Below are 21,690 nucleotides of genomic sequence, written 5' to 3' on the forward strand. Positions count from 1 at the left end.
CGAAGACGCCGGCCTGCCGCTGTACCGTTACCTGGGCGGCGCTGGCCCGATGGCCCTGCCGGTGCCGATGATGAACGTGATCAACGGCGGCGCTCACGCCAACAACACCCTGGACATCCAGGAGTTCATGATCATGCCGGTGGGCGCGCAAACCTTCCGCGAAGCACTGCGCTGCGGCGCGGAAATCTTCCACAGCCTGAAGAAGATCTGCGACCAGAAAGGCTATGCCACCACCGTCGGCGACGAAGGCGGCTTCGCGCCCAATCTGAGCAGCCATGAAGACGCGATCAAGCTGATCCTGGAAGCCGTTGACGCCGCCGGCTACGTGGCCGGCCAGGACGTGATGCTGGCGCTGGACTGCGCCTCCTCCGAGTTCTACAAGGACGGCAAGTACCACTTGACCGCAGAAGGCCTGCAGCTGAGCTCCGAACAGTTCACCGACTACCTGGAAACCCTGGTCAACAACTACCCCATCCTCTCGATCGAGGACGGCATGAGCGAGCACGACTGGGACGGCTGGAAACTGCTGACTGAACGCCTGGGCTCCCGCGTGCAGATCGTCGGCGACGATCTGTTCGTGACCAACCCCAAGATCCTGGCCAAGGGCATCGAAGGCGGCCTGGCCAACTCGCTGCTGGTCAAGGTCAACCAGATCGGCACCTTGTCGGAAACGCTGAAAGCGGTTGATCTCGCCAAGCGTTCCCGCTATACCAGCGTTATGAGCCATCGCTCCGGCGAAACAGAAGACAGCACCATCGCGGATCTGGCCGTTGCCACCAACTGCATGCAGATCAAGACCGGCTCGCTGTCCCGTTCCGACCGCATGGCGAAATACAATCAGCTGCTGCGCATCGAGGAAGAGCTGGGCGACGCCGCCTACTACCCGGGCAAAGCCGCCTTTTACCACCTGAAGTAAACTATGCGCTGGCTGACCCTGACTCTGGTGACAGTAATACTGGCCCTTCAATGGCCGTTGTGGTTTGGCAAAGGAAGCTGGCTCAGAGTCTGGCAGCTGGACAAGCAACTACAGGAACAGCGGGCGACCACGCAAAAGCTGGTGGCCCGCAACGCCGCGCTGGACGCGGAAGTGCGCGACTTAAAACAGGGGACCGATGCCATCGAGGAGAGGGCCCGCAATGAACTTGGCATGATTCGGAATGGTGAAGTATTTTTCCAATTGCTGGATCCGGTGAAGCCAACGCCACGCTAAACATCAGCCCGGACCCGCACGAGTAGAGCTGAACAGACAACAAGAATGACGTCCGGTCTAAAAAAGTCCAAGGTTTGGGCAATGACAACACAAAACCCCATCGAAGTCGCACGTGAAACGCTCAAACAGCTGACAGTGCGCAAGCTGTTGCCTACGCCGGAAAACTTCGAGCGGGTCTATCATGAGCTGACCCAAACACCAGTCGACCGCGACAACAAGCTCGCCGTGCTGCTGTTGCGCGCGCTGGAAACCCTACCTCAGGACAGCGTGCAGGCCAAAGTCACGCTGACCCGTCTCAAACAGGTATTCGATGAAAACCGCTGGGAACAAGCGCCGCAGCTGATCATCGACTTCCTGCGCTCCACCCTCAACACCAACCAGCAGCAGCACAGCTGGGGCACCCTGATCCAGAACCTGATCCGCAACTGGGATTTGCGGCTGCCCAATATGCCGCAGCACCACAAGCAATCCACGCTGGAGCGGGTGCTGATCAACTACGGCAATCAGCCCGACGAATTGAACCAGAAGCTGGCCACGCTGATCCAGAACTGGACCCAGTCCGCCCCGCCCGGTGGCCCCGCCAACACCGCGGCCGAAGCCGCCGCGCCGACCGCAAGCGGAGACAATGAGGAAAATCTGGGCGACAGCTGGCTGGCCTGGCAGCGCACGCTGGCCTTCGCCCTCAAGCACGGCCTGGAGCCGCGACTGACCAGCTACCCAGAGCTGGTGGACGCGCTGGAAACGCTGCTGAATGAACTGAACCAGGTTGCCGACGACGCCACGCTCAACGCTTACATGCCCAAGCTGCGCGCCTTCATGATCAAGCTGGAACTGCAGTCGCAACAGGACAACCGCCTGGTATCGGCGATGACCAATCTGCTGCGCCTGCTGCTGGAAAACATCGCCGAACTCAATCAATCGGACACCTATCTGGTAGGACAAGTGAACACTCTGCAGGACATCCTCAGCCATGAGCCCTTGTCCATGCAGCAGGTCTACCAGATGGAGTCCAGCCTCAAGGACGTGATCCGCAAGCAAGGCCAGCTGAAAACCTCGCTGGACGAGGCCGCCAGTTCCTTGCGCTCGCTGCTGGACCGCTTCATCTCGCGGCTGGCGATGATGACCGACAGCACCGACGACTTCCAGAACAAGATCAAGGATCACAGCGACCGCATCAAGCAATCGCAGAATGTGGAAGAACTGGGCAGCATCATCGGCCTGCTGATGGAAGACACCTCGCTGATGCAGCTGGACCTGACCCGCTCCCGCGACGAACTGCTGTCCGCCAAGGAACAAGTCGAAGCCGCCGAGCAGAGGATCGCCGAACTGGAGGGCGCGCTGGAAGCCGCCAGCGCCAAAGTGCGCGAAGACCAGTTGACCGGCGCTTTCAACCGCCGCGGTCTGGCCGAGCACTTCCAGCGCGAAATCAGCCGCGCCGAACGCACCGGCGCGCCGCTGAGCCTGGCGCTGCTGGATGTCGACAACTTCAAGCAGCTGAACGACAAATACGGCCACCTGGCCGGCGACGACGCCTTGAAATACCTGGTGGACACCATCAAGCACAGCCTGCGTCCAGCCGACATCGTCGCTCGTTTCGGCGGCGAGGAATTCGTGATCCTGATGCCGGACACCCCGGAAGACGAGGCCGTCTCCACCGTGCAGCGGCTGCAGCGTGAACTGACCAAGACCTTTTTCCTGGCCAACAACGATCGCTTGCTGATCACCTTCAGCGCCGGTGTCGCCAAATGGCATCTGGGCGAGCAAGAAGCCGATGTGCTGGAACGCGCCGACCAAGCGATGTACCAGGCCAAGCTCAACGGCAAGAACCGGGTGCACTCCGCGGAGGAACAACCGCCGTCGCTGATGGCGCCGCAGTTATAAGCCCTGAGCGACGCTTCGACTTCCTCTCGGCGGCGGCTAGTTACCGCCGCCTTTTTTCATCCTCTTGCCGGCCTCGGCGCGCTCGCGCCGCACCGTCTTGGGGTCGGCGATCAAGGGCCGGTAGATTTCCACCCTATCATGCTCGCGCAGCGCCGCATCATCCTTGACCGCCTTGCCGAAGATGCCCAGCTTCAGGCTATCCGGCTCCAATTGCGGGCAGCGCGCCAGCAAGCCGGACAGCTCCACCGCCTGACGCGCGGTCGTCCCCGCCGCCACCTGCAAGACCACCAGTTCCTGACGCTCGGGCAAGGCCAGCGCCACCTCCACCTGCACCGTCTCAGTCATCGCCATAAACCTTGTCGGCCTCCTTGATGAAGGCATCCACCAGGGTGCCGGAAATATGACCGAACACCGGCCCGATGACCATTTCCAGTATCTTGCTGGAAAACTGATAGCTGAGGCGAAACTCCACCTTGCAGCCGATCTCGCCCAGGGGCTTGAAGTGCCAGCGCCCTTCCAGCTGCTCGAACGGACCGTCCACCAGTTCCATCAGAATGGACTCACCCGGCTGATTGGTGTTGCGGGTGGTGAAATGCTGCTTCACCTTCAGGTAATCGATGTGCAGGCTGGCCACCACCTGGTCGCCCTCCCGTGACAGCACTTCGGTCTTGCCGCACCAGGGCAGGAACCGGCTGTAATGTTCAATATCGTCAACCAGCGCAAACATCTGCGCCGGCGTGTGCGCCACCAGCACGCTTTTCTCAACCACCTGCATCCATCGCTCGCTTATCGTCTGCGCCCATCCCGCGCCGCGGCGGGGGAAATCGTCGGCACCGGTAAAATCGCAAGTTTAGCAAAATCCGGCGCGGCCCACCCGCCCGCGTCCGCCCGCACGCGCCAAAGCGCTGTATTTTCATGGCTTTGGCAAGCGGCCGGCTTCTGGTACAATGGAGGATTCACCCCAAAGATACTCCGATAGCCGACATGAGCATCATCCAGAACCGCAAAGCCTTCCACGACTACTTCATCGAGGAAAAGCTCGAAGCCGGGCTCGTGCTGGAAGGTTGGGAAGTCAAGGCCATACGCGCCGGCCGCGTCCAGCTGAAGGAAAGCTACGTGGACTGGAAAAACGGCGCGTTCTGGCTGATCGGCTGCCATATCACGCCACTGCAATCCGCCTCCACCCACGTCAAGGCCGACCCGGTGCGCCCGCGCAAGCTGCTGCTGTCGCAAGAGCAGATCAATCGCTTCATCGGCAAGGTTGAACGCGCCGGCTACACCATGATGGCGCTGGACCTGCACTACACCCGCGGCAATGTCAAGGCGGAAGTGGGGCTGGCCAAGGGCAAGAAGCTGCACGACAAGCGCGACACCGAGAAGGACCGCGAATGGCAGCGCGAGAAGCAGCGCTTCATGAAGAACCAGCGCGGAGCCGCCTGATGAACCGCAGCGCCGCCCTGCCCATCGTGCTGATCTGCCTGGGATCGGTCTGGTTCCTGAAGAGCACCTCGCTGCTGCCCAATACCTCCACCCTGCTCGCGCTGCTGCTGGCCGCCGCCGGCGTTCTGCTGTTCATCGTCGACGGCTTCAACAAGCCCACCTTGATTACCAGCCCGCTGCTGATCTACGCCGGCGCCGCCATCTATCTGTACGACAATTCCGGCCTGCGTCCAAGCCATCTGCTGTCGTTCGGCATGATCATCGCCGGCCTGCTGATGCTGCTGGCGCGCAGCGAGCAGATTCCGGAGCGCAGCCGCCGCCACAGCCGGCTGCCGCCGCGGGACATCGAACAATGAATTCGGGCGCGCACCGCCGCACGGCTCGCCGCCCGTCACAACATCTCAATCGTCATGGCCACACGGCTGACAACATCTCCTGAAGGATAGGCATGGACAAAATCCTCATTCTCGATTTCGGCTCTCAGGTCACCCAGCTGATTGCCCGCCGCGTACGCGAAGCTCACGTCTACTGTGAGCTTCATTCTTTTGACATGCCGCTGGACGAGATCCGCGCGTTCGCGCCCAAGGCCATCATTCTTTCCGGTGGCCCCAACTCGGTATACGAATCCGACTACCAGGCCGATCCGGCGCTGTTCGAGCTCGGCGTTCCGGTGCTGGGCATCTGCTACGGCATGCAGTTCATGGCCCAGACCTTCGGCGGCAAAGTGGAAGCCGGCGACAAGCGCGAGTTCGGCTACGCCCAGATCAAGGCCCGTCACCACTCCAAACTGCTGGAAGGCCTGCAGGATCAGGTGGACGACGCCGGCAACGGCTTCCTCGACGTCTGGATGAGCCACGGCGACAAAGTCACCGGCCTACCGCCGGGCTTCAACGTGATCGCCGAGACCCCGTCCTGCCCGATCGCGGCGATGGCCGACGAGAGCCGCGGCCTCTACGGCGTGCAGTTCCATCCGGAAGTGACCCACACCAAGCGCGGCACCGAAATGATCCACCGCTTCGTGCTGCACGTGGCCGGCTGCAAGCCTAGTTGGACCATGCCCAACTACATCGACGAAGCGGTAAAGAAAATCCGCGAGCAAGTGGGCGACGAAGAAGTCATCCTCGGCCTGTCCGGCGGCGTGGACTCCTCGGTGGCCGCCGCGCTGATCCACCGCGCCATCGGCCCGCAACTGACTTGCGTCTTCGTAGATCACGGCCTGCTGCGCCTGAACGAAGGCAAGATGGTGATGGAAATGTTCGCGCAGAACCTGGGCGTGAAAGTGGTGCACGTGCAGGCGGAAGCCGACTTCATGAGCAAGCTCGCCGGCGAGAGCGATCCGGAGAAGAAGCGCAAGATCATCGGCGCGGAATTCATCGAGGTGTTCGACCGCGAATCCGGCAAGCTCAGCAACGCCAAATGGCTGGCCCAGGGCACCATCTACCCGGACGTGATCGAATCCGCCGGCGCCAAGACCAAGAAGGCCCACACCATCAAGAGCCACCACAATGTGGGCGGCCTGCCGGAAGACATGAACCTCAAGCTGCTGGAACCGCTGCGCGAGCTGTTCAAGGACGAAGTGCGCCAGCTGGGCGTCGCGCTCGGCCTGCCGCATGACATGGTGTACCGCCACCCCTTCCCGGGCCCGGGTCTGGGCGTGCGCATCCTCGGTGAAGTGAAGAAAGAATACGCCGATCTGCTGCGCCAGGCCGACGCCATCTTCATCGAAGAACTGCGCAACACCGTGGATGAGAAAACCGGCAAGAACTGGTACGAACTGACCAGCCAGGCCTTCGCCGTGTTCCTGCCGGTGAAATCGGTGGGCGTGATGGGCGACGGCCGCACTTACGACTACGTTGTCGCGCTGCGCGCCGTGGTCACCAGCGACTTCATGACCGCGCACTGGGCGGAGCTGCCGTACAGCCTGCTGGGCCGCGCATCCAACCGCATCATCAACGAAGTCAAGGGCATCAACCGCGTGGTGTACGACGTGTCCGGCAAACCGCCGGCCACGATCGAGTGGGAGTGAGCCCTGCCAAGCGCTTGATTTAATCAAGCATCCCCAATGCCACTGACGATTGTTTTCACAGCGTCAGTGGCATTTCTTATTGCCTCCCCATCGTTCTCGCCCCACCCCGTGCGTCCAACCCCTGCCATCAATGCGCAAGCGCCGATCTCCCTGGATCGCTGAGCCACACAGCATGCGCAAAAACGAACACTGTTTTACATACGAACAACGTTCGTTGTATGATGCGCCCATGGCCAAGAAAAAACCCCATCAGACGGAACCCCTGGACGCTTGGGCGGCGCAGCTGGCCGCCCTGGACGGCGACGACACGACAAGCCGCCGCCGCAAGCCCCCGATCACACCGCAGCGTATCGTGCAAGCCGCATTGGCGCTGGTGGCCGCCGAAGGTTTCGATGCCTTGACGATGCGCAGAGTCGCCAGCGCGCTGGAGACCGGCCCCGCATCGTTGTACGCGCATGTGCGCGATAAAGCGGAATTGGACGATCTGTTGATCGGCGAGCTATGCGCGCGCGTGGAACTGCCAACGCCAAGTCCCGACGCATGGATGATGCAATTCAAGGCGATCTGTGCGCAGCTGCGCGATCTATACCTCGCCAACCCCGGCATCTCGCAGGCCACCTTCTCCGGCGCGCCGCGCAATCTGCACGCATTGCGGATCAATGAAGGACTGCTCGCGATTCTGCTGGCCGGCGGGGTGGCGGCTCAGCCGGCCGCATGGGCGATAGACGCCGCGATCTTGTATGTCGGCGCCTACAGCCTGGAAAGATCGCTACGCCAAGCTGACAGCCAGGGGGTCGATGGCCAGCCCTGCGACCGGGACGGGATCGCCGCGCGGCTACGGATGCTGCCCGCAAGTCATTTCCCGCACACGGTCGCCCACTTGCGGGAAATCGTCGCCGGAAATGGACACGAACGCTTCGACTTCACCTTGGACCTGCTGCTGCGCGGACTGGCTCTGAACTCGCCGCAACCAGGCCAGGAGCTAGCCGCTGGGCCTGGAAAACCATGAAGGCACTGCGTTTCAGCGCATTTGGCGGCCCCGAGGTGCTGGAGATCGTCGAGCTGGCCGAGCCGCATCCCGGTCCCGGCCAGCTCAGGATCGCCGTGCGCGCCGCCGGCGTGAACGCCAGCGACTGGAAAAAGCGCCAGGGATTGATGGATCAACAGCTCCCTCAGACGCTGGGCTACGAGGCAGCCGGGATCGTCGACGAGCTCGGCGCCGGTGTCAGCGACGTGGCGCTTGGCGATCGCGTGTTCGGCTTCTGCCTGGATGGCGCGGCTCAAGCCGAATTGGCGGTGCTCACCCACTACGCCCCCATCCCCGCCACGCTTGAGTTCGCTGAGGCGGCCGCCTTGCCTGCCGCGATAGAAACCGCCGCCCGCGCGCTGGATCAACTCGGTGTCGCCGCAGGCGACACGCTGCTGATCAACGGAGCGTCCGGGAATATCGGTGCCGCCGCCGTGCAACTCGCCGCAGCGCGCGGAGCGCGTGTGATAGGCAGCGCCAGCCCAGCCAAACACATCTTGCTGCATGCGATGGGCGCCGAAGCCGTTGCATACGGCGCAGGCATGATGGGGCGTATCCGGGCTTTGGCGCCGGCCGGAATCGATTTGGCGCTTGATGTCGCCGGCAACGGCATCCTGCCTGAGCTCATCGGCCTGACAGGAAGCCCACAACATATTGTGACCGTCGCCGACGTAGACGGCGCCGCGCAGCATGGCGTGCGTTTCAGCCGAGGAGACGATGGCCGCGCGCTCTACGCGCTCTCGCAGATCGGCGCGCGGATCGCCGCGGGGCGCTTCACACCGCCCGCCGTACAGACCTTCCCGCTCTCCCGCGCCGCCGCCGCGCACTGCGTGGGCGAGGCTGGCCGCGCCACCGGCAAGCTGGTTCTGCTCATCCACCCTCCCGTCGCCCCAAATAGGCACGCGCAAGATGAATGACAAACTGCCGCCGGACCCATGCTGCCGATTGGCGTCTGTCAGCACGGAACCACACGGGCACGCAGCGCAGCGGAGGCCGGACGCCTCCGGTCGATGGCTGGCGCTCGGTGTGTTGAGCCTGGCGCAATTGATGGACGTGTTGGACAACACCATCGTCAACATCGCTTTGCCGTCCGCGCAGCATGACCTGGGATTTTCCAGCGCCGATAGGCAATGGATAGTCACCGGCTACACCCTCGCGTTCGGAAGCCTCTTGCTTCTGGGAGGCCGGCTCTCCGACCTCTTCGGGCGCAGGCGGATGTTCCTGATCGGCGTGATCGGCCTGCTGCTCGCCTCAGCGATGGGCGCCGCTGCCGCCAGCTTCAACGCGCTGCTCCTGGCCCGTATCGGCCAGGGCGCTTGCGCGGCGCTGCTCGCGCCGGCGGCCCTGTCCCTGCTGTCCGTGATTTTCTCGGACCAGGCGGAGGAACGTGGTCGCGCTTTCGCTGTTTTCGGCGCTATTTCCGGCGTAGGCGGCGTACTGGGCCTGCTGCTGGGCGGCGTGCTAACCGAGGCGCTGTCATGGCGCTGGAGCCTCTACATCAACCTGATTTTCGGCGCGGTCGCGCTGCTGGGCGCGCTGGCCCTCCTGCCCCGCGACGATAGCCCGCAGCGCATGCCGCTGGACCTGTCTGGCGCCATCGCCGCGACGCTTGGCTTGCTTGGCATCGTATCCGGTCTCGGCAACGCCGCCGCCAATGGGTGGAGCGGCTTGGGCACCCTCGGCCCGCTCCTCGCCGGGCTGGGGCTGATGATTGCTTTCGTGCTCATCGAACATCACGCCGAGCAGCCGATGTTGCCGCTGCGCATTGTTCTCGATCGAACCCGCGGCGGCGCCTATCTGACGCTGGGCGTCACCGGCATGGGCATGTTCGCTGTCTTCCTGTTTCTAAGTTACTACCTGCAAGACATCCTGAAGTTCGGCCCCATTCTGAGCGGCGCGGCCTTCCTGCCCATGATAGGCGCAGTGGTCGTCAGTTCCATCGTCTCCGGCGCGGCGCTGTTCCCGCGGATGGGCCCGCGCTGGCTGGTATCCGCCGGGTGCGGGCTGGCAGCTGTCGGCATGGCCATGTTCACCGCCACCGACGCAAACTCCAGCTATGCCGCGCACATTCTGCCGCCGCTGCTGGTGAGCGGCCTGGGCTTCGGAATGATCATCAGCCCGGTGCAGAATGCCGCGACCAGCGGCGTCCAGCATCAGGACGCGGGCGCCGCTTCCGCGCTGGTGAGCGCGGCTCAGCAGATCGGCGGAGCGATCGGAATCGCCGTATTCAATTCGCTGTCCTCGACCGCCATCGCCGCCCACACCGCGCGGCATGCCGCGAGCGCATCCCGCCCGGCAAGCATCATCGATGCCACGCTCGCGGGAAACCATCTCGTTTTTGGGGCCGCATGCGGCGCTTTCCTCTGCGGCGGCATCCTGGCCGCCCTACTGTTCCGCAGCGGCCCCATTGCGCCTCGTCCCCTGGCATGAGCTGAGACGGGGCGCGCCCGGCCATGGCCAAGGCTTTTTATGCCATCAAGATGCAACAGACTATCGCCACCGCAGCCGACACGCGCTAAACTGGCCGCATGTTTGCCATACCACCATATTCGCATCGCCTTAATCAGGCGGAAGAAACCCAAGGCCGCGCCGCCGCCGGCGCGCATTAAGCCTCGCAGCCAGCACCCGCACCATCCCGAGCCCATCGTTCCATGACCGCCATGATCACGCCCGCCGCCACCGCTTTGTCCCGTTCCGACTACCGCACGCTCGGACTGGCCGCATTGGGCGGCGCGCTCGAAATCTACGATTTCATCATCTTCGCCTTTTTCGCCGCCACGCTGAGCCAGTTGTTCTTCCCTCCGCAGATGCCGGAATGGCTGCGCCTGCTGCAAACCTTCGGCATCTTCGCCACCGGCTACCTCGCGCGGCCGCTGGGCGGCGTGCTGATGGCGCACTTCGCCGACCGTCTCGGCCGCAAGCGCATGTTCAGCCTCAGCATGCTGATGATGGCCGGCCCCTGTCTGCTGATCGGCCTGCTGCCCACTTATGCCCAGATCGGCTACCTGGCGCCGCTGCTGCTCTTGTGCCTGCGCCTGCTGCAGGGCGCCGCGGTGGGCGGCGAAGTGCCCAGCGCCTGGACCTTTGTCGCCGAACACGCGCCGGCGCGCCATCGCGGCTACGCGCTGGGCCTGCTGCAGGCCGGCCTGACCATGGGCTATCTGCTGGGCGCGCTGACCGCCACCTTGCTGGCCGAAACCTTCAGTCCCCAGCAAATGCAGGACTACGCCTGGCGTTTGCCCTTCCTGCTTGGCGGGCCCTTGGGGCTGTTCGGCGTCTGGCTGCGCCGCTGGCTGAATGAAACCCCGGTGTTCGTCACCATGCGCGCTCAGCGCGCGGAGCGCGCCTATCCGCTGCTCGAGGTGCTACGCGTGCATAGGCGCACCTTGCTGCCCGCGGCGGCGTTGACCTGCGTGCTGACCACCGCCGTCATCATTCCGGTCGTGGTCACGCCCACCCTGCTGCAACAGCATTTCGCCTGGCCGGCCAAGCAAGCGTTCGCGCTAGGCAGCCTGGGCATCGTGTTCCTGAACCTGGGCTGCGTGATCGCCGGCCGCGTCACCGACCGCATCGGCCCGGTGCGCAGCCTGGCCCTGTACAGCCTGCTGCTGCCGCTGGGCGTCGGCCTGCTCTACGCCAGCCTGATAGGCGGCTGGCGCTGGCCCGGTCTGGCCTACGCGCTGACCGGCCTGTGCTGCGGCATCGTCGGCGTGGTGCCTTCGGCGATGATCAGCCTGTTTCCCGCCGATATCCGCGTTTCCGGCATCGCCATCACCTACAATATCGCCTATTCGCTATGGGCCAGCGCCGCGCCCCTGCTGCTGATCGCCGCCACGCCGTGGAGCCCCTGGGTCTCGGTCTGGCTTGGCTTGGCCATGGGCGGCGTAGGCCTGTTCACCGCCAGCCGCTTCCGCGCGCCGAAAGCCCCGGCTTGGGAAAACGCCGCCTACGGCCGGGTTTGACCTGGCTCGCACCTGTCTTGATCAGCGTTTGACGTCAACGGCGCGGCCTGTTAGGTTCAACAGCAGCCAGCATGTTTGCTGCACCGCGGGCCCACATCGCGCCGCGGATTTTCCATCATTTAAGCCAGGAGGTCTTTATGTCCAATGCCGCTGCAATCGCCAAGGAAAAAGAGCAATTACTGGATGACGTGCGCCAGGTTCTGGTCAGCACCGAGGAACTGATCGACGCTTCGCTGGATGACGGCAGCCAGAAGAGCAAGGAAATCCGCCAGCGCGTCAGCGAAAAGCTGAAAGTGGCCAAGGCCAAGCTGCTGGACGCCGAGCAAGTGGTCGTCGGCAAGGCCAAGGTTGCAGCCAAGGCGACCGATCAATACGTGCATGAAAATCCGTGGAAGTCCATCGGCATCGCCGCCGGCGTCGCCTTCCTGCTGGGCATGCTGGTCTCCCGCCGCTAAGGCATGCCGCAACGCCAAGCTCAAGCCCGCCCCGGCAGCCTGCGCTCCTTCGCCGGCGGCGTGGCTTCTTTGCTGCTGACCCGGGCGGAATTGCTGACGCTTGAAGCCCAGGAGCTCAAGGACGAGATCATCGCCAGCCTGTTCACCGGCATGCTGGCCCTGATACTGATCGCCGTCGGCCTGATGGCGGGTTTGTTGCTGATCTGGACTCTGACCCCGCCGGCCCTGCGCGCCTGGGCGCTGGGCGCCTGCGCGCTGCTGTTCTGCGGCGCCGGCGCGCTGCTGGGTTTTCGCCTGCGCCAACGCCTGCGCGACCAGCCCGCCGCCTTCTCCGTCACGCTGGACGAAGTCCGCAAGGACTGGGCGGCCCTGGGCGGAGGAGACGCACCGTGAGCCCGCAAGACCGCGCCATCAAGAAACAGCTGCTGGTGATGAAGGGCGAGGCGCTCAGAGTCAAGCTGCGTCTGGAATTGGACAGTCTGCGCCGCCACCCCCTCGGCGCCGCGGGCGAAGGCCTGAAGGCCTGGGGACGGCAGCGCGGCATCGGCAAGGTGCTGGCCATGCTGGGCAGCCTGCTGCCGCCGGGCGGGCGACTGCAATCCTGGCTGGGAACCGGCGCGCGGCTATGGGCTCTGTGGCAGTTGGGCCGCCGGTTCTGGCGCAAAAGCTGATCAGGCCTGGACGTTCACATTCGCGCCGGCGTCCGCATCGACGTGGACCTGGACGTCCATTTCTCCGTTCTCCGAGATTTCCCCCGTCTCCAGCATCTTGTCGATGGAGGCCATGTCCTTCTCCATCTCCTTCATCATCTTCCTGAATTCCTGATCCGCCTGCAGCTGTCGCGTCTGCTGCTTGAGCCAATTTTGCAGCTGCTTCAGCTTCATCACGATGTCCTGGATCGTTCGATCTCCAGCCACCGGATTGCCGCCGGACAACGGATTACCCCCGCCCGTGCGCGGCGTGGCGCCATCGTCGCGCGCGGCAGCTGCACTCTTGTCGCCATTGGCGGCGGCCGCGTCGCCACGCGCGCCGGCGGCGGCAAGCGCTCCTTCTTCCCCGCCTTTGGCCTGCTGCGGCTCATCCTCGGCCGCGGCGGCCTGGGCCTGAGCTTGGGCGGCCGCGCCGGAGGCGTCTCCGCCGCCGTCACTGGCAGCGGGCGCGGCGTCACCCGCCGCCGCAGCGCTCGCGGCAGCCGCCGCATCGCCGCCCATGCCCACCGACATCATGGAATCGGCGGCATTCTGGGTCATGCTGGCCACCAATTGCTTCAGCTCTTTGACCGCGCGCGCCAGCTCCGCCGCCAGCGCTTTCAGGCTGGCCTTGTCGCGCCCCGCCATCTGCACCATCTGCAGCAGCATGTCCACCTTCTTCTTCAGCAGCGTCTTCTGCATATCGTCCACTTCGGGCGAACGCTTGGGCAGCGGTTTCAACGCCACCTTCAACTGCCGCATATAATTGCCCAGGGTTTGCTGCAGCGAGGACTGCAAGGCTTGCTTGGCCTGCAGGCTGTCATCCGCCTTGGGCTTGGCGCTGGCGACGGCTGCCACCGCGGCCTGGCTAGGATCCGTGGCGGCGGAACTGGCCGACGCGGAGGAGGGCCGCCGGTACAACTCGGCGGCATAATTTGGCGAGAAGGGCTTGATCACGGACATATAAGGTATTTCTTATGGGTATCCGTATTTATCGGCCATAATCGGCCTTTCTTTACGCTAAAATCGACATCATGCAAGATATGCCCGCTCCCACTCTTTTTTGCGCAGAACCCCCGACGTGATGCTAGCTTCTCCTCCGCTCCCCCCCGCCGCCATCGGCTGGCTGCAGGATATCGGCGTGACGGACGCCGACGGCCTGCGTCGACGCGGCGTCGTGCTCGCCTTCCTGCAATTGAAAAGCCGCGGCCACACCGCCACCCGCAAGCTGTTGTTCGCGCTGGAGGCCGCCTGCCGCGGCATACACTGGAACCAGCTCAGCGCCGATGACAAGGCACGGCTGCTGCAAGAACTGGCGGAACACCCCCCGGTCATCGCTCCGCCGCCGGACGCCGATATCGCCCGCTATCTGGCCCAGGCGCTGGACCTGGCCGCGTTGGCCGCGGCGGCGGATGAAATCCCCGTGGGCGCCGTCGTGGTTCGCAACGGTGAAATCATAGGTCGCGGCTACAATCAACCTATAAGCCGACGCGACCCCAGCGCCCACGCCGAAATCCTGGCCTTGCGCGACGCCGCCGCCACATTGGGCAATTACCGCCTGGACGGCTGCGATCTGTACGTCACGCTGGAGCCCTGCCTGATGTGCAGCGGCGCCATCATGCATGCCCGCATCGCCCGGGTGATCTATGGCGCGGCCGACGCCAAGACCGGCGCGGCGGGCAGCGTGTTGGACGCGTTCGCCAATAGTCGGCTCAACCATCACGCCGCGGTATTCGGCGGCAGGATGGCGGACGACTGCGCGCAACCCTTGACGGCTTTCTTCCAACAACGCCGCCAGAAAGGCTGATGCCATGCCGCGCCTTTTACTCGCGCTATGCTTGTTGAGCGCCGCAGCCGGCGCTGCCGCCGACGACGACCAGGTCCTGCCGCAGGTTGACCCCATCGCCGTGGCCGCCTTCGCCGCCGGGCAGCAAGCGGCCGCGCCCTTGCTGGAGACGCACCCCAATGCGCACCGCTACGGCGCGCCATGGATTCTGGTGGGCGTGAAGAGCCAGACCTTGAAGCTTTACGACGGCTGGGGCCGCCTGCAGCGTGAATACATCGTGTCCACCGCCCGCAAGGGCGTGGGCGAACTCAGCGGCAGCTATCAAACGCCGCGCGGCTGGCACCGGGTTTGCGAGCGCATCGGCGCCGGCGTGGAAGCCGACACCATTATTTTTCGCCGCAAGGTCACCCCCTGGAAATACACGCCGGAACTGCATGCCCAGTATCCGAACAAGGACTGGATCCTCACCCGCATCCTGTGGCTGTGCGGCGAAGAGCCGGGCAAGAACCAAGGCGGCGAGGTTGACAGTTATAATCGAGCCATTTATATCCATGGCGCCGGGGAACACGTGCCCTGGGGCAGCCCCAGCTCCCTCGGCTGCGTGCGGATGAAGAATCCGGACGTGATCGAATTGTTTGACGCCACCGACAATGGCATTGATGTCCTGATTGATGAGAACGCCTGATGCACTCCGCACTGAACCTGACCACGCCCGCGCTGTTGTTTCCCGCCATTTCCCTGCTGCTGCTGGCCTATACCAACCGCTTTCTCGGCCTTGCCAGCATCATCCGCAATCTGTACGAGGAATACCGCGATAGCCAGGACCCCAAGATCCTGCGCCAGATCGGCAATCTGCGCACCCGCATCACCCTGATCAAATGGATGCAGTGCTTGGGCATCGCCAGCCTGTTTCTGTGCACGGTGGCGATGTTTCAGGTTTATACCGGCTGGCAAGCCTGGGGAGAGCTGACCTTCGGCATCAGCCTGCTGTGCATGATCTGCTCGCTGGCGGTTTCGCTGATCGAACTGCTGCGCTCTTCGGACGCGCTCAACATCCTGCTGTCCGATCTACAGGCGGAATACGACAAGCGGCGCTAACAGCCGATTCAATGTCCGCTGCGCGTCAGCGATGCCGTGAAAGAGCCCTAATGCTAGGGGCGCTGCGCCACCAGCAGGCTCAACGGCATGCTGACGCGGCGCGCCAGTCCGCTATCGCCCCAGGCGCGGGCGATGCGGCCGGATGCGTCGTCCAGCACATGCTCGCCCAAGGTCTGCTTGCACAATTTGCTGGCGGACAGGGTGTTGAGAAAGCCCAGGAACTGCTCCAACGTCCAATCGCAGTCTATCGCCAATTCCGGCGTGTCCAGTAGCGGCAAGGGACAGCCGGCGGTCGTATAGCCGTCCCACAGGATTTGGCAGCGACTGGACCAGAACGGCTCGACGATGGAAGTCAGAATCGCCGCGGCCCGATCCACCTCCGGCGACACCCGATACAGATGATAGCCCCAGGCGGCGAAAACGCCCCCGGGCTTGAGCACCCGGGCCACCTCCGGCCAGAACGACGGAAAATGGAACCAGTGCAGCGCTTGCGACACGGTGATCAGATCGAAGCTCGCATCGTCGAATGGCGTGACCTCGGCCGGGCATTCGCGGTAATACACTTGATTATGCGCTTCGGCCTGGCCTAATTGCGCCGAGCTGATATCGGTGGCGTCCACGCGCGCGAAACCGTCTCCCAATCGCACCGCCGTTTGACCATTGCCGGTTGCGCAATCCCACGCCCGCTCATGCGCGGCGCACAAGGGCAGCAGCCACTGATACAGCGCTTCGGGATAGGCCGGCCGAAACCGGGCGTACAGGTCGGAATACAGGCTGAAAGTGGCGACGGAATTGGATAGCATATTCGCTCTCTACAATTGCTGTAGCTTTCAATTAGATGACAGTCGGCACTGCCATGTCCATTCGTCATAACAGACGTTCACAATATATTTCAGCCGGCCCGTATTCTCAAGCCGTCCGTTAGCGTCCGTGCGCAATACGGCCGCCAGAAAATGCTTATATCATATCAAGAGAGCGGTAACCAGTCCGCGAACGCTAGTGAATGCGAAGACAGTGGAGGATGCGAGGCAAGCGGGAATGGAAAATATCTGGAATAAGAATTAAGACACCATGCAAAAAGCCCGCTTTAGCGGGCTTTTTGACTTTGCCAGGAGAGGGTGGTGCCGGTAAGAGGCCACGAACCGATATATTGCAAAACATTGCAAACCCGATTAAACCGAATAAATCCTTAGCCTTTGGGCTTATCAACCTGCCCAACCCCATCTTGATCCGTGGCGTAATCTTGCTTATTGGCGTAAATTCTAGCTAACAATTACGCCAAGGTTTACGCCACGATGGCCACATATAGAAAACGGGGGGATGCATGGCGCGCGGAGGTAACCAAGCGCGGCGTGCGGCGGTCTGCCACTTTCGACACCAAGGCGCAGGCAGTGGCCTGGGCAACTCAGCTAGAAGCGGAGATATTGGGCGGCAAAATCCATGCCGTCAAGATGACGCGCACGCTTGCCGACGCAATGGAGAAGTATCGCGACGAGGTAACACCGAGCAAAGGCGGCGCCAGGTGGGAGAAGATCCGCCTCGACAAGTTCATCCAGGAACTGGATTTTATCGGCGTTCTGGTGGACCGTATAACAAGCGATAGGATTGGAGAGTGGCGCGATTCGCGCTTGAAGGAAGTCTCGCCCAGTACCGTCAATCGAGAGATGAACTTGCTGTCGGCCGTGTTTGAGGAGTGCAGAAGGGAATGGAAGTGGTGTTCGGTCAATCCAATGCACGGCGTCCGCCGGCCGCAGGAGCCGCCGCCGCGGGAGCAGCGCGTCACCGATGAGATGGTCGACGCTCTTGTCGACACCATGGGATACGTCCGATGGGAAAAACCTGAGAATAAAATACAGCGCGTGGCCATGGCCATGCTGTTTGCTATAGAGACCGGCATGCGCGCCGGCGAGATAGTAGGACTGACGGCGGATCGGGTTTTCTTGGAAAGACGGTATGTGCGGCTGGTAGAGACCAAGAACGGCGACGCTCGAAACGTGCCGCTCTCGACTGATGCAGCCCAGATTCTTGGGCTGCTAATGCCGGAGGAAGGGAAGAAGACGGAGGAGCCGGTGTTCGGCCTGACGAGCGCGATACTGGACGCGCTGTTTCGGAAGTACCGCGATAAGGCCAAGGTAGGATGCCCGGCGCTGGAGACGGTGCGTTTTCACGATACCCGGCATGAAGCGGTGTCGCGCCTTGCCCGTAAGCTCGACGTGCTCGACCTGGCCCGCATGATCGGGCACCGTGATATTCGCAGCCTGATGATCTACTACAACGAGCACGCATCTGATATTGCTGCGCGCCTGGACTAAGCCGACTTGCGTCGGCGGCCGGCTGGGCGAGCCGCCGGCAGGGTGCCACGGTTTTTCCGGACCCATTCAATAACCTCATCCGCGAACCAACGCTTTTGCCCGCTCTTTGCTCCGGTGGCCAGAATCGCATTAGGGAACCCGGGGCGCGCGACGACAGACTGCTTGATCGTGAATACGGACAGGTCCAGCCACTCGGCGATATCGTCCGCAGACCAAATGGCAGGAGCGTTGCCCTTTTCGAGCGAGATCACCAGTGCGTCGATGCGCTGTTCTAGGCGCTGCAATACTTCGTTTTCCATAGCAATTCCTTGTCTATATAAATGATGAAGGGCCGCCCTCTGGCAGCCCTCAAAACACAATCTCCGGATCGGCCCACCGGCCGCCCCACTCCGCCGTTTTGTCCGGCAGCCACTCGCTACGTGTGCAGCTCGTCCCCTGCGTTGGCTCAGGCCGCTCCGGGCCAAGGTAGATCACCGCGCCGGCTTGACGCTGGATGTAGCGGTAGATGGGTGGCGCCGGCAGCGCGGTTGTCACTTCGCCCCCGGAGGATGCCGCGGGCACGGCCAGCGAAGCGAGCCGTCACCCGATGGGCAGGTGCAGCGCGGTGGCTGCATCGCGGCGTCGATGGCCGCGCGCGGGTCTTCGAATTGCTTCTTGACGATTGGGCCGGTTTTAAAATTGACCAGCCAACACAGCGGCGGCATCTTTGGTAGATCGGGCATGATGAATGCCTCCACAAACAGCCCGTTTTCGATCATGTAATCTAGCCTTGCCGAATCTCGCTCAAGTTCGGCGTAACGCTCGTATGCCTTGACGCGCTCTAACGGCATGTCAGGTCGCTCAATCAGGATGCGGGCGCGCTGCACTTGGTTATCGTGGTTGGCCATCCAGTGGTCGCGCTCGCGCTCCAGCTCGGCGATGCGGTCGAGAAGCGCCAGGACCATGGCTGGGTTTGCTGCTGCGATGTAAGCCATGTTCGCCGGCGAGGCCGCGCCGTTGGCCACGACGTCACCATCTATGCGCCCGCGGCTTGCGGCGGCTGTGCCCACGCGCCGCCATCCGTTGCTGGTCTGGTTTGCCCACGGCCCGGGCGTCGCCGCGCGCGCCAGGCTGGTCAGCTCTGCCAGTTGTTCCTTGGTGATCATTGCTATCCTTTCTCGTCAGCCCGCGTTAATCGCGCCGCCGAATTCGCCTAAAACTTTCGCCGAAGCCTTCATCTCGTCCAGGATCAGCGCGGCGTGCCCGTGGTCAACGGCATAAATCCAGGTGACGAACTTACCGTCAGCAGTCCCGAACTCGACGCCAAACAGCTTCCACTGCACGCCATTGACCATGACTGCCGGCTGCAAGATAACTGGGTTCATGCCAGCACCTCCCCCACTTGGGCGGCCACTTCGAGCACTGCGCGCCGCATGGCCGCTGCCGCATCGTCTCCAATCTTGACCACGGCGCAGCAGTAGTAACCGTTGCAGGCCTTGATCTCCTTGTCCCCGTGCTGGGTGTCGATCTGCAGCTTTACCTGCAATCGCCGGCTCTGGCCGTCGCAGTTGTCGGGCTTCCACTCTTCGCGACCGGTTTCAGGGTCGTCGTAGTAGAAGCACTGGCCGCTACGAATCCACGTCAGACCGTCGATTTCCATGGCCTTGGCCGACAGTTCAAGCAGCCTCTTCAGTTCAGCGTCCATTGTTTCCATCCTCTCCGCTTCGGCTGGCCACTAGCGCCTGCTTCCACGCCGGCCAGGCGTCGATTGTTTCGCTTGCCGACCCAAGTTCTGCCATGAGCTGCTGAGCGTCCAGATCAACCAGCATGCCTTCTTTGCAGCTCGGACAGTAGTAGGTGCCCAGGCCCGGCGCGTCCGGGTCCGGGATGAAGTTGGCCGGCGGCTCGCCAACGAAGACGGTGCCGCCCCTGGTGTGGACGTGCGGGGCGTGGCCGTACTGCGGATAGCAGACGTCGCCCTCAAGTCCGGTGCAGTGCTCGCAGGCCATCACGCGCCCCTTTCATGCGGCAGGTAGATTGCCCGCGCCTTGCTGGGCGGCATCGGTGTTGGTTTTTCCATCCGCCCGGTGTCCAGCTTTGCGATGCCCAGCTCACGCCATGCTTCGCGGCTGTTGGGAACCGGGGCATGCTGGTCGCCGTCGTACAGCTTCTGCAGCGTGCCATTAGAGCGCCGAAAGTAAGGAGTGGTCAGCGCCATTGTTGCCGCGACATCCTTCGGGACTGCAATGCACGTTCCACCGGACGGCGTGCAAATGCTTCGCGCTTCTTGCTCGGTGTAAGCGCCGGCTTTGTGGGTGCAGATGGTGTAGCCTCTGCTGTCTGGCCTCCACCATGTGATGTGCTCATGATCTCTGATAGTGTGGCCGATGTGGGCAATGAGGTATTCGTTCATGCCTCGCCACCTTTCTCCAGCAGCATCAGCTCGCCCAGCACCAGGTAATCGCGCCAGCACCTGGGCTGTAGATCTGCGTTCGGCACCGGCTGGGCGCTGGCCATTTCGTCATTGGGGTCTGGGTCCACCCATTCGACGTAATGCCAGTCTGCGACATCCTGCAGAGTGGCCCACGCCGACTTGTCCCACCATTCAGAGCCCTCCGGGTCGGAATTAAACCCGCCGAAGCCCTTCGTTCCCTTGAGTACCCCGGCCGCGTGCCAGGTGCGGTCGGTCATGTCGTGCTCGGACGGGGCCCACGACCGGCGGGCATAGAGCGGGTGGATCTTGATCACCAGCGCGTGGGCTTTCGCGCACAGCTTCTTGAACTGGCGCGGGTTCATATTGGCGATCATGCAGCACCACCCTTCCGGACTTCGTCGACTGCTTTGGCGTGATCCTCCTGAATCATCTTTGCAGTCAGCGCCAGGGCCGTTGCCTGGCTGGCCGCTTCAAACAGGATTGTCTCGGCTTGCTGCTTCATATACCGGACTGCGAAGCGCATCGGATCGTCTGATGCCGCTTCAACCTGCTTTATATCGGCTATGGCGGCCACGAGGACGTCAGCGAGAGATTGATTACTCATGGCTTCCCCCTGTCGCCTCGGCCGCCAAGCGCGCGCCGGCCGCGCGGATTGCTGCGCCGATGTCGATGTTGCCGCCGGAGGCCTCGTACTCGCATTCGTCCCACTGCTGTGCGATCTGCTCGACGATTTGAGCTGTGTCGATGGCCGGCGCTTGCTGAACTATCAAGGAATCCTTGACGGTTGCCGGCTGCGCGGCGGCGAGCATGGCGGCGCTATATCGACGTGAGATCAACCTGGCGCAACGCTGTGCCGTTTCGATGCCGTGGGGCGTTTCGCCGATGCGAAACTTCAGAATGGTGTTGATCAGCCACGACTCATCCGGCCAACCATCCGGAACGGCCGGATAGTTGGGCGCCGGCTGGGCGCTGGTGGCTGCGGCCTCGGCGGTTGCGATGGCAGAGCGAACCTTGGCCACATACTCGGCCGGCAGAAGCGGCAGCATGTCGTCTGCCAGTATCGAGCGCGCTACATCGAGCAGCTGCTTTTCCAGTTCAGTCATTTGGGCGTCTCCTTGCCTGCCAGCTGATCGTGAACTTGCACGAGCACTTCCAGCGCGGCTTCGATAACCTTGCGGTTGTACTTGGCGTATATGCGGCCGGCGACAATGGGGCTGTTCAGCGACACGTACACCCGCCGGATCGCCTTCTGGCACTCCTCCGTTACCGGCGCGCTGGGCGGCGCCGCCTCAGCATTGGCCGCAGCCTCCAGCGCCTGGATGTGCTCGTCCGTCAGCTCGCCGGCGCGGTCTGCCGCGACAACAGCGCGCGCCGCGTCGATCAGGTTCGGT

The 21,690-nt window shown here is 63.1% G+C and carries 31 protein-coding genes; 17 read left to right on the plus strand and 14 right to left on the minus strand.

Features of this window, described 5'->3' with window-relative positions; genetic code table 11:
- From eno to ACE3QM_RS20860, 3 genes are all read left to right on the plus strand, one after another.
- A partial coding sequence (gene eno, locus ACE3QM_RS20850; protein WP_374424562.1) for a phosphopyruvate hydratase occupies positions 1-916 on the plus strand: 916 nt, incomplete at its 5' end.
- A gap of 3 nt (positions 917-919) precedes the next feature.
- Positions 920-1,210, plus strand: a complete 291-nt coding sequence (gene ftsB, locus ACE3QM_RS20855; RefSeq protein WP_019103546.1) for a cell division protein FtsB — start codon at positions 920-922, stop codon at positions 1,208-1,210.
- Between the two features lie 81 nt (positions 1,211-1,291).
- Positions 1,292-3,091, plus strand: a complete 1,800-nt coding sequence (locus tag ACE3QM_RS20860; RefSeq protein WP_231463856.1) for a GGDEF domain-containing protein — start codon at positions 1,292-1,294, stop codon at positions 3,089-3,091.
- A gap of 36 nt (positions 3,092-3,127) precedes the next feature.
- Here the strand turns inward: ACE3QM_RS20860 and ACE3QM_RS20865 are convergent, their stop codons facing one another.
- Together ACE3QM_RS20865 and ACE3QM_RS20870 are read right to left on the minus strand one after the other, a co-directional pair.
- The gene (locus ACE3QM_RS20865) at positions 3,128-3,436 is read right to left on the minus strand and encodes an RnfH family protein (protein WP_231463873.1); all 309 of its coding nucleotides are present in this window, start codon (positions 3,434-3,436) and stop codon (positions 3,128-3,130) included.
- The gene (locus tag ACE3QM_RS20870; protein WP_048410514.1) at positions 3,429-3,866 is read right to left on the minus strand and encodes a type II toxin-antitoxin system RatA family toxin; all 438 of its coding nucleotides are present in this window, start codon (positions 3,864-3,866) and stop codon (positions 3,429-3,431) included. Before ACE3QM_RS20870 ends, ACE3QM_RS20865 begins: the two co-directional genes overlap by 8 nt.
- Positions 3,867-4,075: 209 nt before the next feature.
- On the opposite strand from ACE3QM_RS20870, the gene smpB reads away from it, so the two are divergent.
- The 10 genes from smpB to ACE3QM_RS20920 all read left to right on the plus strand — a co-directional run bounded on the left by smpB (position 4,076) and on the right by ACE3QM_RS20920 (position 12,672).
- On the plus strand, positions 4,076-4,531 hold the full coding sequence (gene smpB / locus ACE3QM_RS20875) for an SsrA-binding protein SmpB (RefSeq protein ID WP_048410513.1): 456 nt from the start codon (positions 4,076-4,078) through the stop codon (positions 4,529-4,531).
- Positions 4,531-4,887, plus strand: a complete 357-nt coding sequence (locus ACE3QM_RS20880; RefSeq protein ID WP_374424565.1) for a hypothetical protein — start codon at positions 4,531-4,533, stop codon at positions 4,885-4,887. The genes smpB and ACE3QM_RS20880 overlap by 1 nt, the downstream gene beginning before the upstream one ends.
- Positions 4,888-4,973: 86 nt before the next feature.
- A complete protein-coding gene (gene guaA / locus ACE3QM_RS20885) occupies positions 4,974-6,557 on the plus strand; it encodes a glutamine-hydrolyzing GMP synthase (RefSeq protein WP_231463875.1) in 1,584 nt (527 codons plus the stop codon).
- Between the two features lie 172 nt (positions 6,558-6,729).
- Positions 6,730-7,566, plus strand: a complete 837-nt coding sequence (locus tag ACE3QM_RS20890; RefSeq protein WP_374424567.1) for a TetR/AcrR family transcriptional regulator — start codon at positions 6,730-6,732, stop codon at positions 7,564-7,566.
- Entirely contained in the window at positions 7,563-8,501 is a 939-nt protein-coding gene (locus ACE3QM_RS20895; protein ID WP_374424569.1) for an NADP-dependent oxidoreductase, read from the plus strand. Before ACE3QM_RS20890 ends, ACE3QM_RS20895 begins: the two co-directional genes overlap by 4 nt.
- Positions 8,494-10,014 carry an MFS transporter gene (locus ACE3QM_RS20900; RefSeq protein ID WP_374424572.1) on the plus strand — a complete coding sequence of 507 codons (1,521 nt, stop codon included), beginning with the start codon at positions 8,494-8,496 and terminating at the stop codon, positions 10,012-10,014. The genes ACE3QM_RS20895 and ACE3QM_RS20900 overlap by 8 nt, the downstream gene beginning before the upstream one ends.
- A 221-nt stretch (positions 10,015-10,235) precedes the next feature.
- The gene (locus ACE3QM_RS20905; RefSeq protein WP_048411168.1) at positions 10,236-11,546 is read left to right on the plus strand and encodes an MFS transporter; all 1,311 of its coding nucleotides are present in this window, start codon (positions 10,236-10,238) and stop codon (positions 11,544-11,546) included.
- Positions 11,547-11,683: 137 nt separating this feature from the next.
- Positions 11,684-12,001, plus strand: a complete 318-nt coding sequence (locus ACE3QM_RS20910; protein WP_019103538.1) for a YqjD family protein — start codon at positions 11,684-11,686, stop codon at positions 11,999-12,001.
- 3 nt (positions 12,002-12,004) lie between these two features.
- Positions 12,005-12,394 (plus strand): phage holin family protein, encoded by a 390-nt coding sequence (locus tag ACE3QM_RS20915; RefSeq protein ID WP_374424574.1) that lies wholly within the window; start codon positions 12,005-12,007, stop codon positions 12,392-12,394.
- On the plus strand, positions 12,391-12,672 hold the full coding sequence (locus tag ACE3QM_RS20920) for a hypothetical protein (protein ID WP_231463871.1): 282 nt from the start codon (positions 12,391-12,393) through the stop codon (positions 12,670-12,672). Before ACE3QM_RS20915 ends, ACE3QM_RS20920 begins: the two co-directional genes overlap by 4 nt.
- On the opposite strand, the gene ACE3QM_RS20925 is transcribed toward ACE3QM_RS20920, so the two are convergent.
- A complete protein-coding gene (locus ACE3QM_RS20925) occupies positions 12,673-13,653 on the minus strand; it encodes a hypothetical protein (protein ID WP_374424576.1) in 981 nt (326 codons plus the stop codon). It lies immediately after the preceding gene.
- A gap of 121 nt (positions 13,654-13,774) precedes the next feature.
- On the opposite strand from ACE3QM_RS20925, the gene tadA reads away from it, so the two are divergent.
- Genes tadA through ACE3QM_RS20940 form a run of 3 tightly spaced genes read left to right on the plus strand, consistent with a single transcriptional unit; the run spans position 13,775 to position 15,574 of the window.
- Positions 13,775-14,497 carry a tRNA adenosine(34) deaminase TadA gene (gene tadA, locus ACE3QM_RS20930; protein ID WP_374424578.1) on the plus strand — a complete coding sequence of 241 codons (723 nt, stop codon included), beginning with the start codon at positions 13,775-13,777 and terminating at the stop codon, positions 14,495-14,497.
- A 4-nt stretch (positions 14,498-14,501) separates the two neighbouring features.
- The gene (locus ACE3QM_RS20935) at positions 14,502-15,161 is read left to right on the plus strand and encodes a L,D-transpeptidase family protein (protein WP_374424580.1); all 660 of its coding nucleotides are present in this window, start codon (positions 14,502-14,504) and stop codon (positions 15,159-15,161) included.
- On the plus strand, positions 15,161-15,574 hold the full coding sequence (locus ACE3QM_RS20940; protein WP_048411173.1) for a DUF2721 domain-containing protein: 414 nt from the start codon (positions 15,161-15,163) through the stop codon (positions 15,572-15,574). The genes ACE3QM_RS20935 and ACE3QM_RS20940 overlap by 1 nt, the downstream gene beginning before the upstream one ends.
- A gap of 53 nt (positions 15,575-15,627) precedes the next feature.
- Here ACE3QM_RS20940 and ACE3QM_RS20945 read toward each other — a convergent pair whose 3' ends face one another.
- The gene (locus ACE3QM_RS20945) at positions 15,628-16,377 is read right to left on the minus strand and encodes a class I SAM-dependent methyltransferase (RefSeq protein ID WP_374424583.1); all 750 of its coding nucleotides are present in this window, start codon (positions 16,375-16,377) and stop codon (positions 15,628-15,630) included.
- A 492-nt stretch (positions 16,378-16,869) separates the two neighbouring features.
- On the opposite strand from ACE3QM_RS20945, the gene ACE3QM_RS20950 reads away from it, so the two are divergent.
- Positions 16,870-17,886, plus strand: a complete 1,017-nt coding sequence (locus ACE3QM_RS20950) for a tyrosine-type recombinase/integrase (protein ID WP_374424585.1) — start codon at positions 16,870-16,872, stop codon at positions 17,884-17,886.
- Here the strand turns inward: ACE3QM_RS20950 and ACE3QM_RS20955 are convergent.
- The 10 genes from ACE3QM_RS20955 to ACE3QM_RS21000 form a co-directional block, all read right to left on the minus strand.
- Complete coding sequence (locus ACE3QM_RS20955) at positions 17,883-18,185, minus strand: hypothetical protein (RefSeq protein WP_374424587.1); 303 nt, start codon at positions 18,183-18,185, stop codon at positions 17,883-17,885. The two genes, ACE3QM_RS20950 and ACE3QM_RS20955, sit on opposite strands and share 4 nt — an antisense overlap.
- A gap of 231 nt (positions 18,186-18,416) precedes the next feature.
- Positions 18,417-19,031: an ead/Ea22-like family protein gene (locus ACE3QM_RS20960; protein ID WP_374424589.1), complete on the minus strand. Its 615-nt coding sequence runs from the start codon at positions 19,029-19,031 to the stop codon at positions 18,417-18,419.
- Positions 19,032-19,046: 15 nt separating this feature from the next.
- A complete protein-coding gene (locus tag ACE3QM_RS20965) occupies positions 19,047-19,250 on the minus strand; it encodes a hypothetical protein (RefSeq protein WP_374424591.1) in 204 nt (67 codons plus the stop codon).
- Complete coding sequence (locus tag ACE3QM_RS20970) at positions 19,247-19,570, minus strand: hypothetical protein (RefSeq protein ID WP_374424593.1); 324 nt, start codon at positions 19,568-19,570, stop codon at positions 19,247-19,249. The genes ACE3QM_RS20965 and ACE3QM_RS20970 overlap by 4 nt, the downstream gene beginning before the upstream one ends.
- Entirely contained in the window at positions 19,560-19,874 is a 315-nt protein-coding gene (locus ACE3QM_RS20975) for a hypothetical protein (protein WP_374424595.1), read from the minus strand. The genes ACE3QM_RS20970 and ACE3QM_RS20975 overlap by 11 nt, the downstream gene beginning before the upstream one ends.
- Complete coding sequence (locus tag ACE3QM_RS20980; RefSeq protein ID WP_374424597.1) at positions 19,874-20,278, minus strand: hypothetical protein; 405 nt, start codon at positions 20,276-20,278, stop codon at positions 19,874-19,876. The genes ACE3QM_RS20975 and ACE3QM_RS20980 overlap by 1 nt, the downstream gene beginning before the upstream one ends.
- On the minus strand, positions 20,275-20,673 hold the full coding sequence (locus ACE3QM_RS20985) for a hypothetical protein (RefSeq protein ID WP_374424599.1): 399 nt from the start codon (positions 20,671-20,673) through the stop codon (positions 20,275-20,277). Before ACE3QM_RS20985 ends, ACE3QM_RS20980 begins: the two co-directional genes overlap by 4 nt.
- A complete protein-coding gene (locus ACE3QM_RS20990) occupies positions 20,670-20,903 on the minus strand; it encodes a hypothetical protein (RefSeq protein ID WP_374424601.1) in 234 nt (77 codons plus the stop codon). Before ACE3QM_RS20990 ends, ACE3QM_RS20985 begins: the two co-directional genes overlap by 4 nt.
- Positions 20,896-21,402 (minus strand): hypothetical protein, encoded by a 507-nt coding sequence (locus ACE3QM_RS20995; RefSeq protein WP_374424603.1) that lies wholly within the window; start codon positions 21,400-21,402, stop codon positions 20,896-20,898. Before ACE3QM_RS20995 ends, ACE3QM_RS20990 begins: the two co-directional genes overlap by 8 nt.
- Positions 21,399-21,690, minus strand: a 292-nt coding sequence (locus tag ACE3QM_RS21000; RefSeq protein ID WP_374424605.1) for a hypothetical protein, incomplete at its 5' end; no start/stop codon positions are given. The genes ACE3QM_RS21000 and ACE3QM_RS20995, both read right to left, overlap by 4 nt.

Origin of the sequence: Chromobacterium sp. (assembly GCF_041912965.1) — a bacterium.
GTDB classification, from domain to species: Bacteria; Pseudomonadota; Gammaproteobacteria; order Burkholderiales; family Chromobacteriaceae; genus Chromobacterium; species Chromobacterium aquaticum.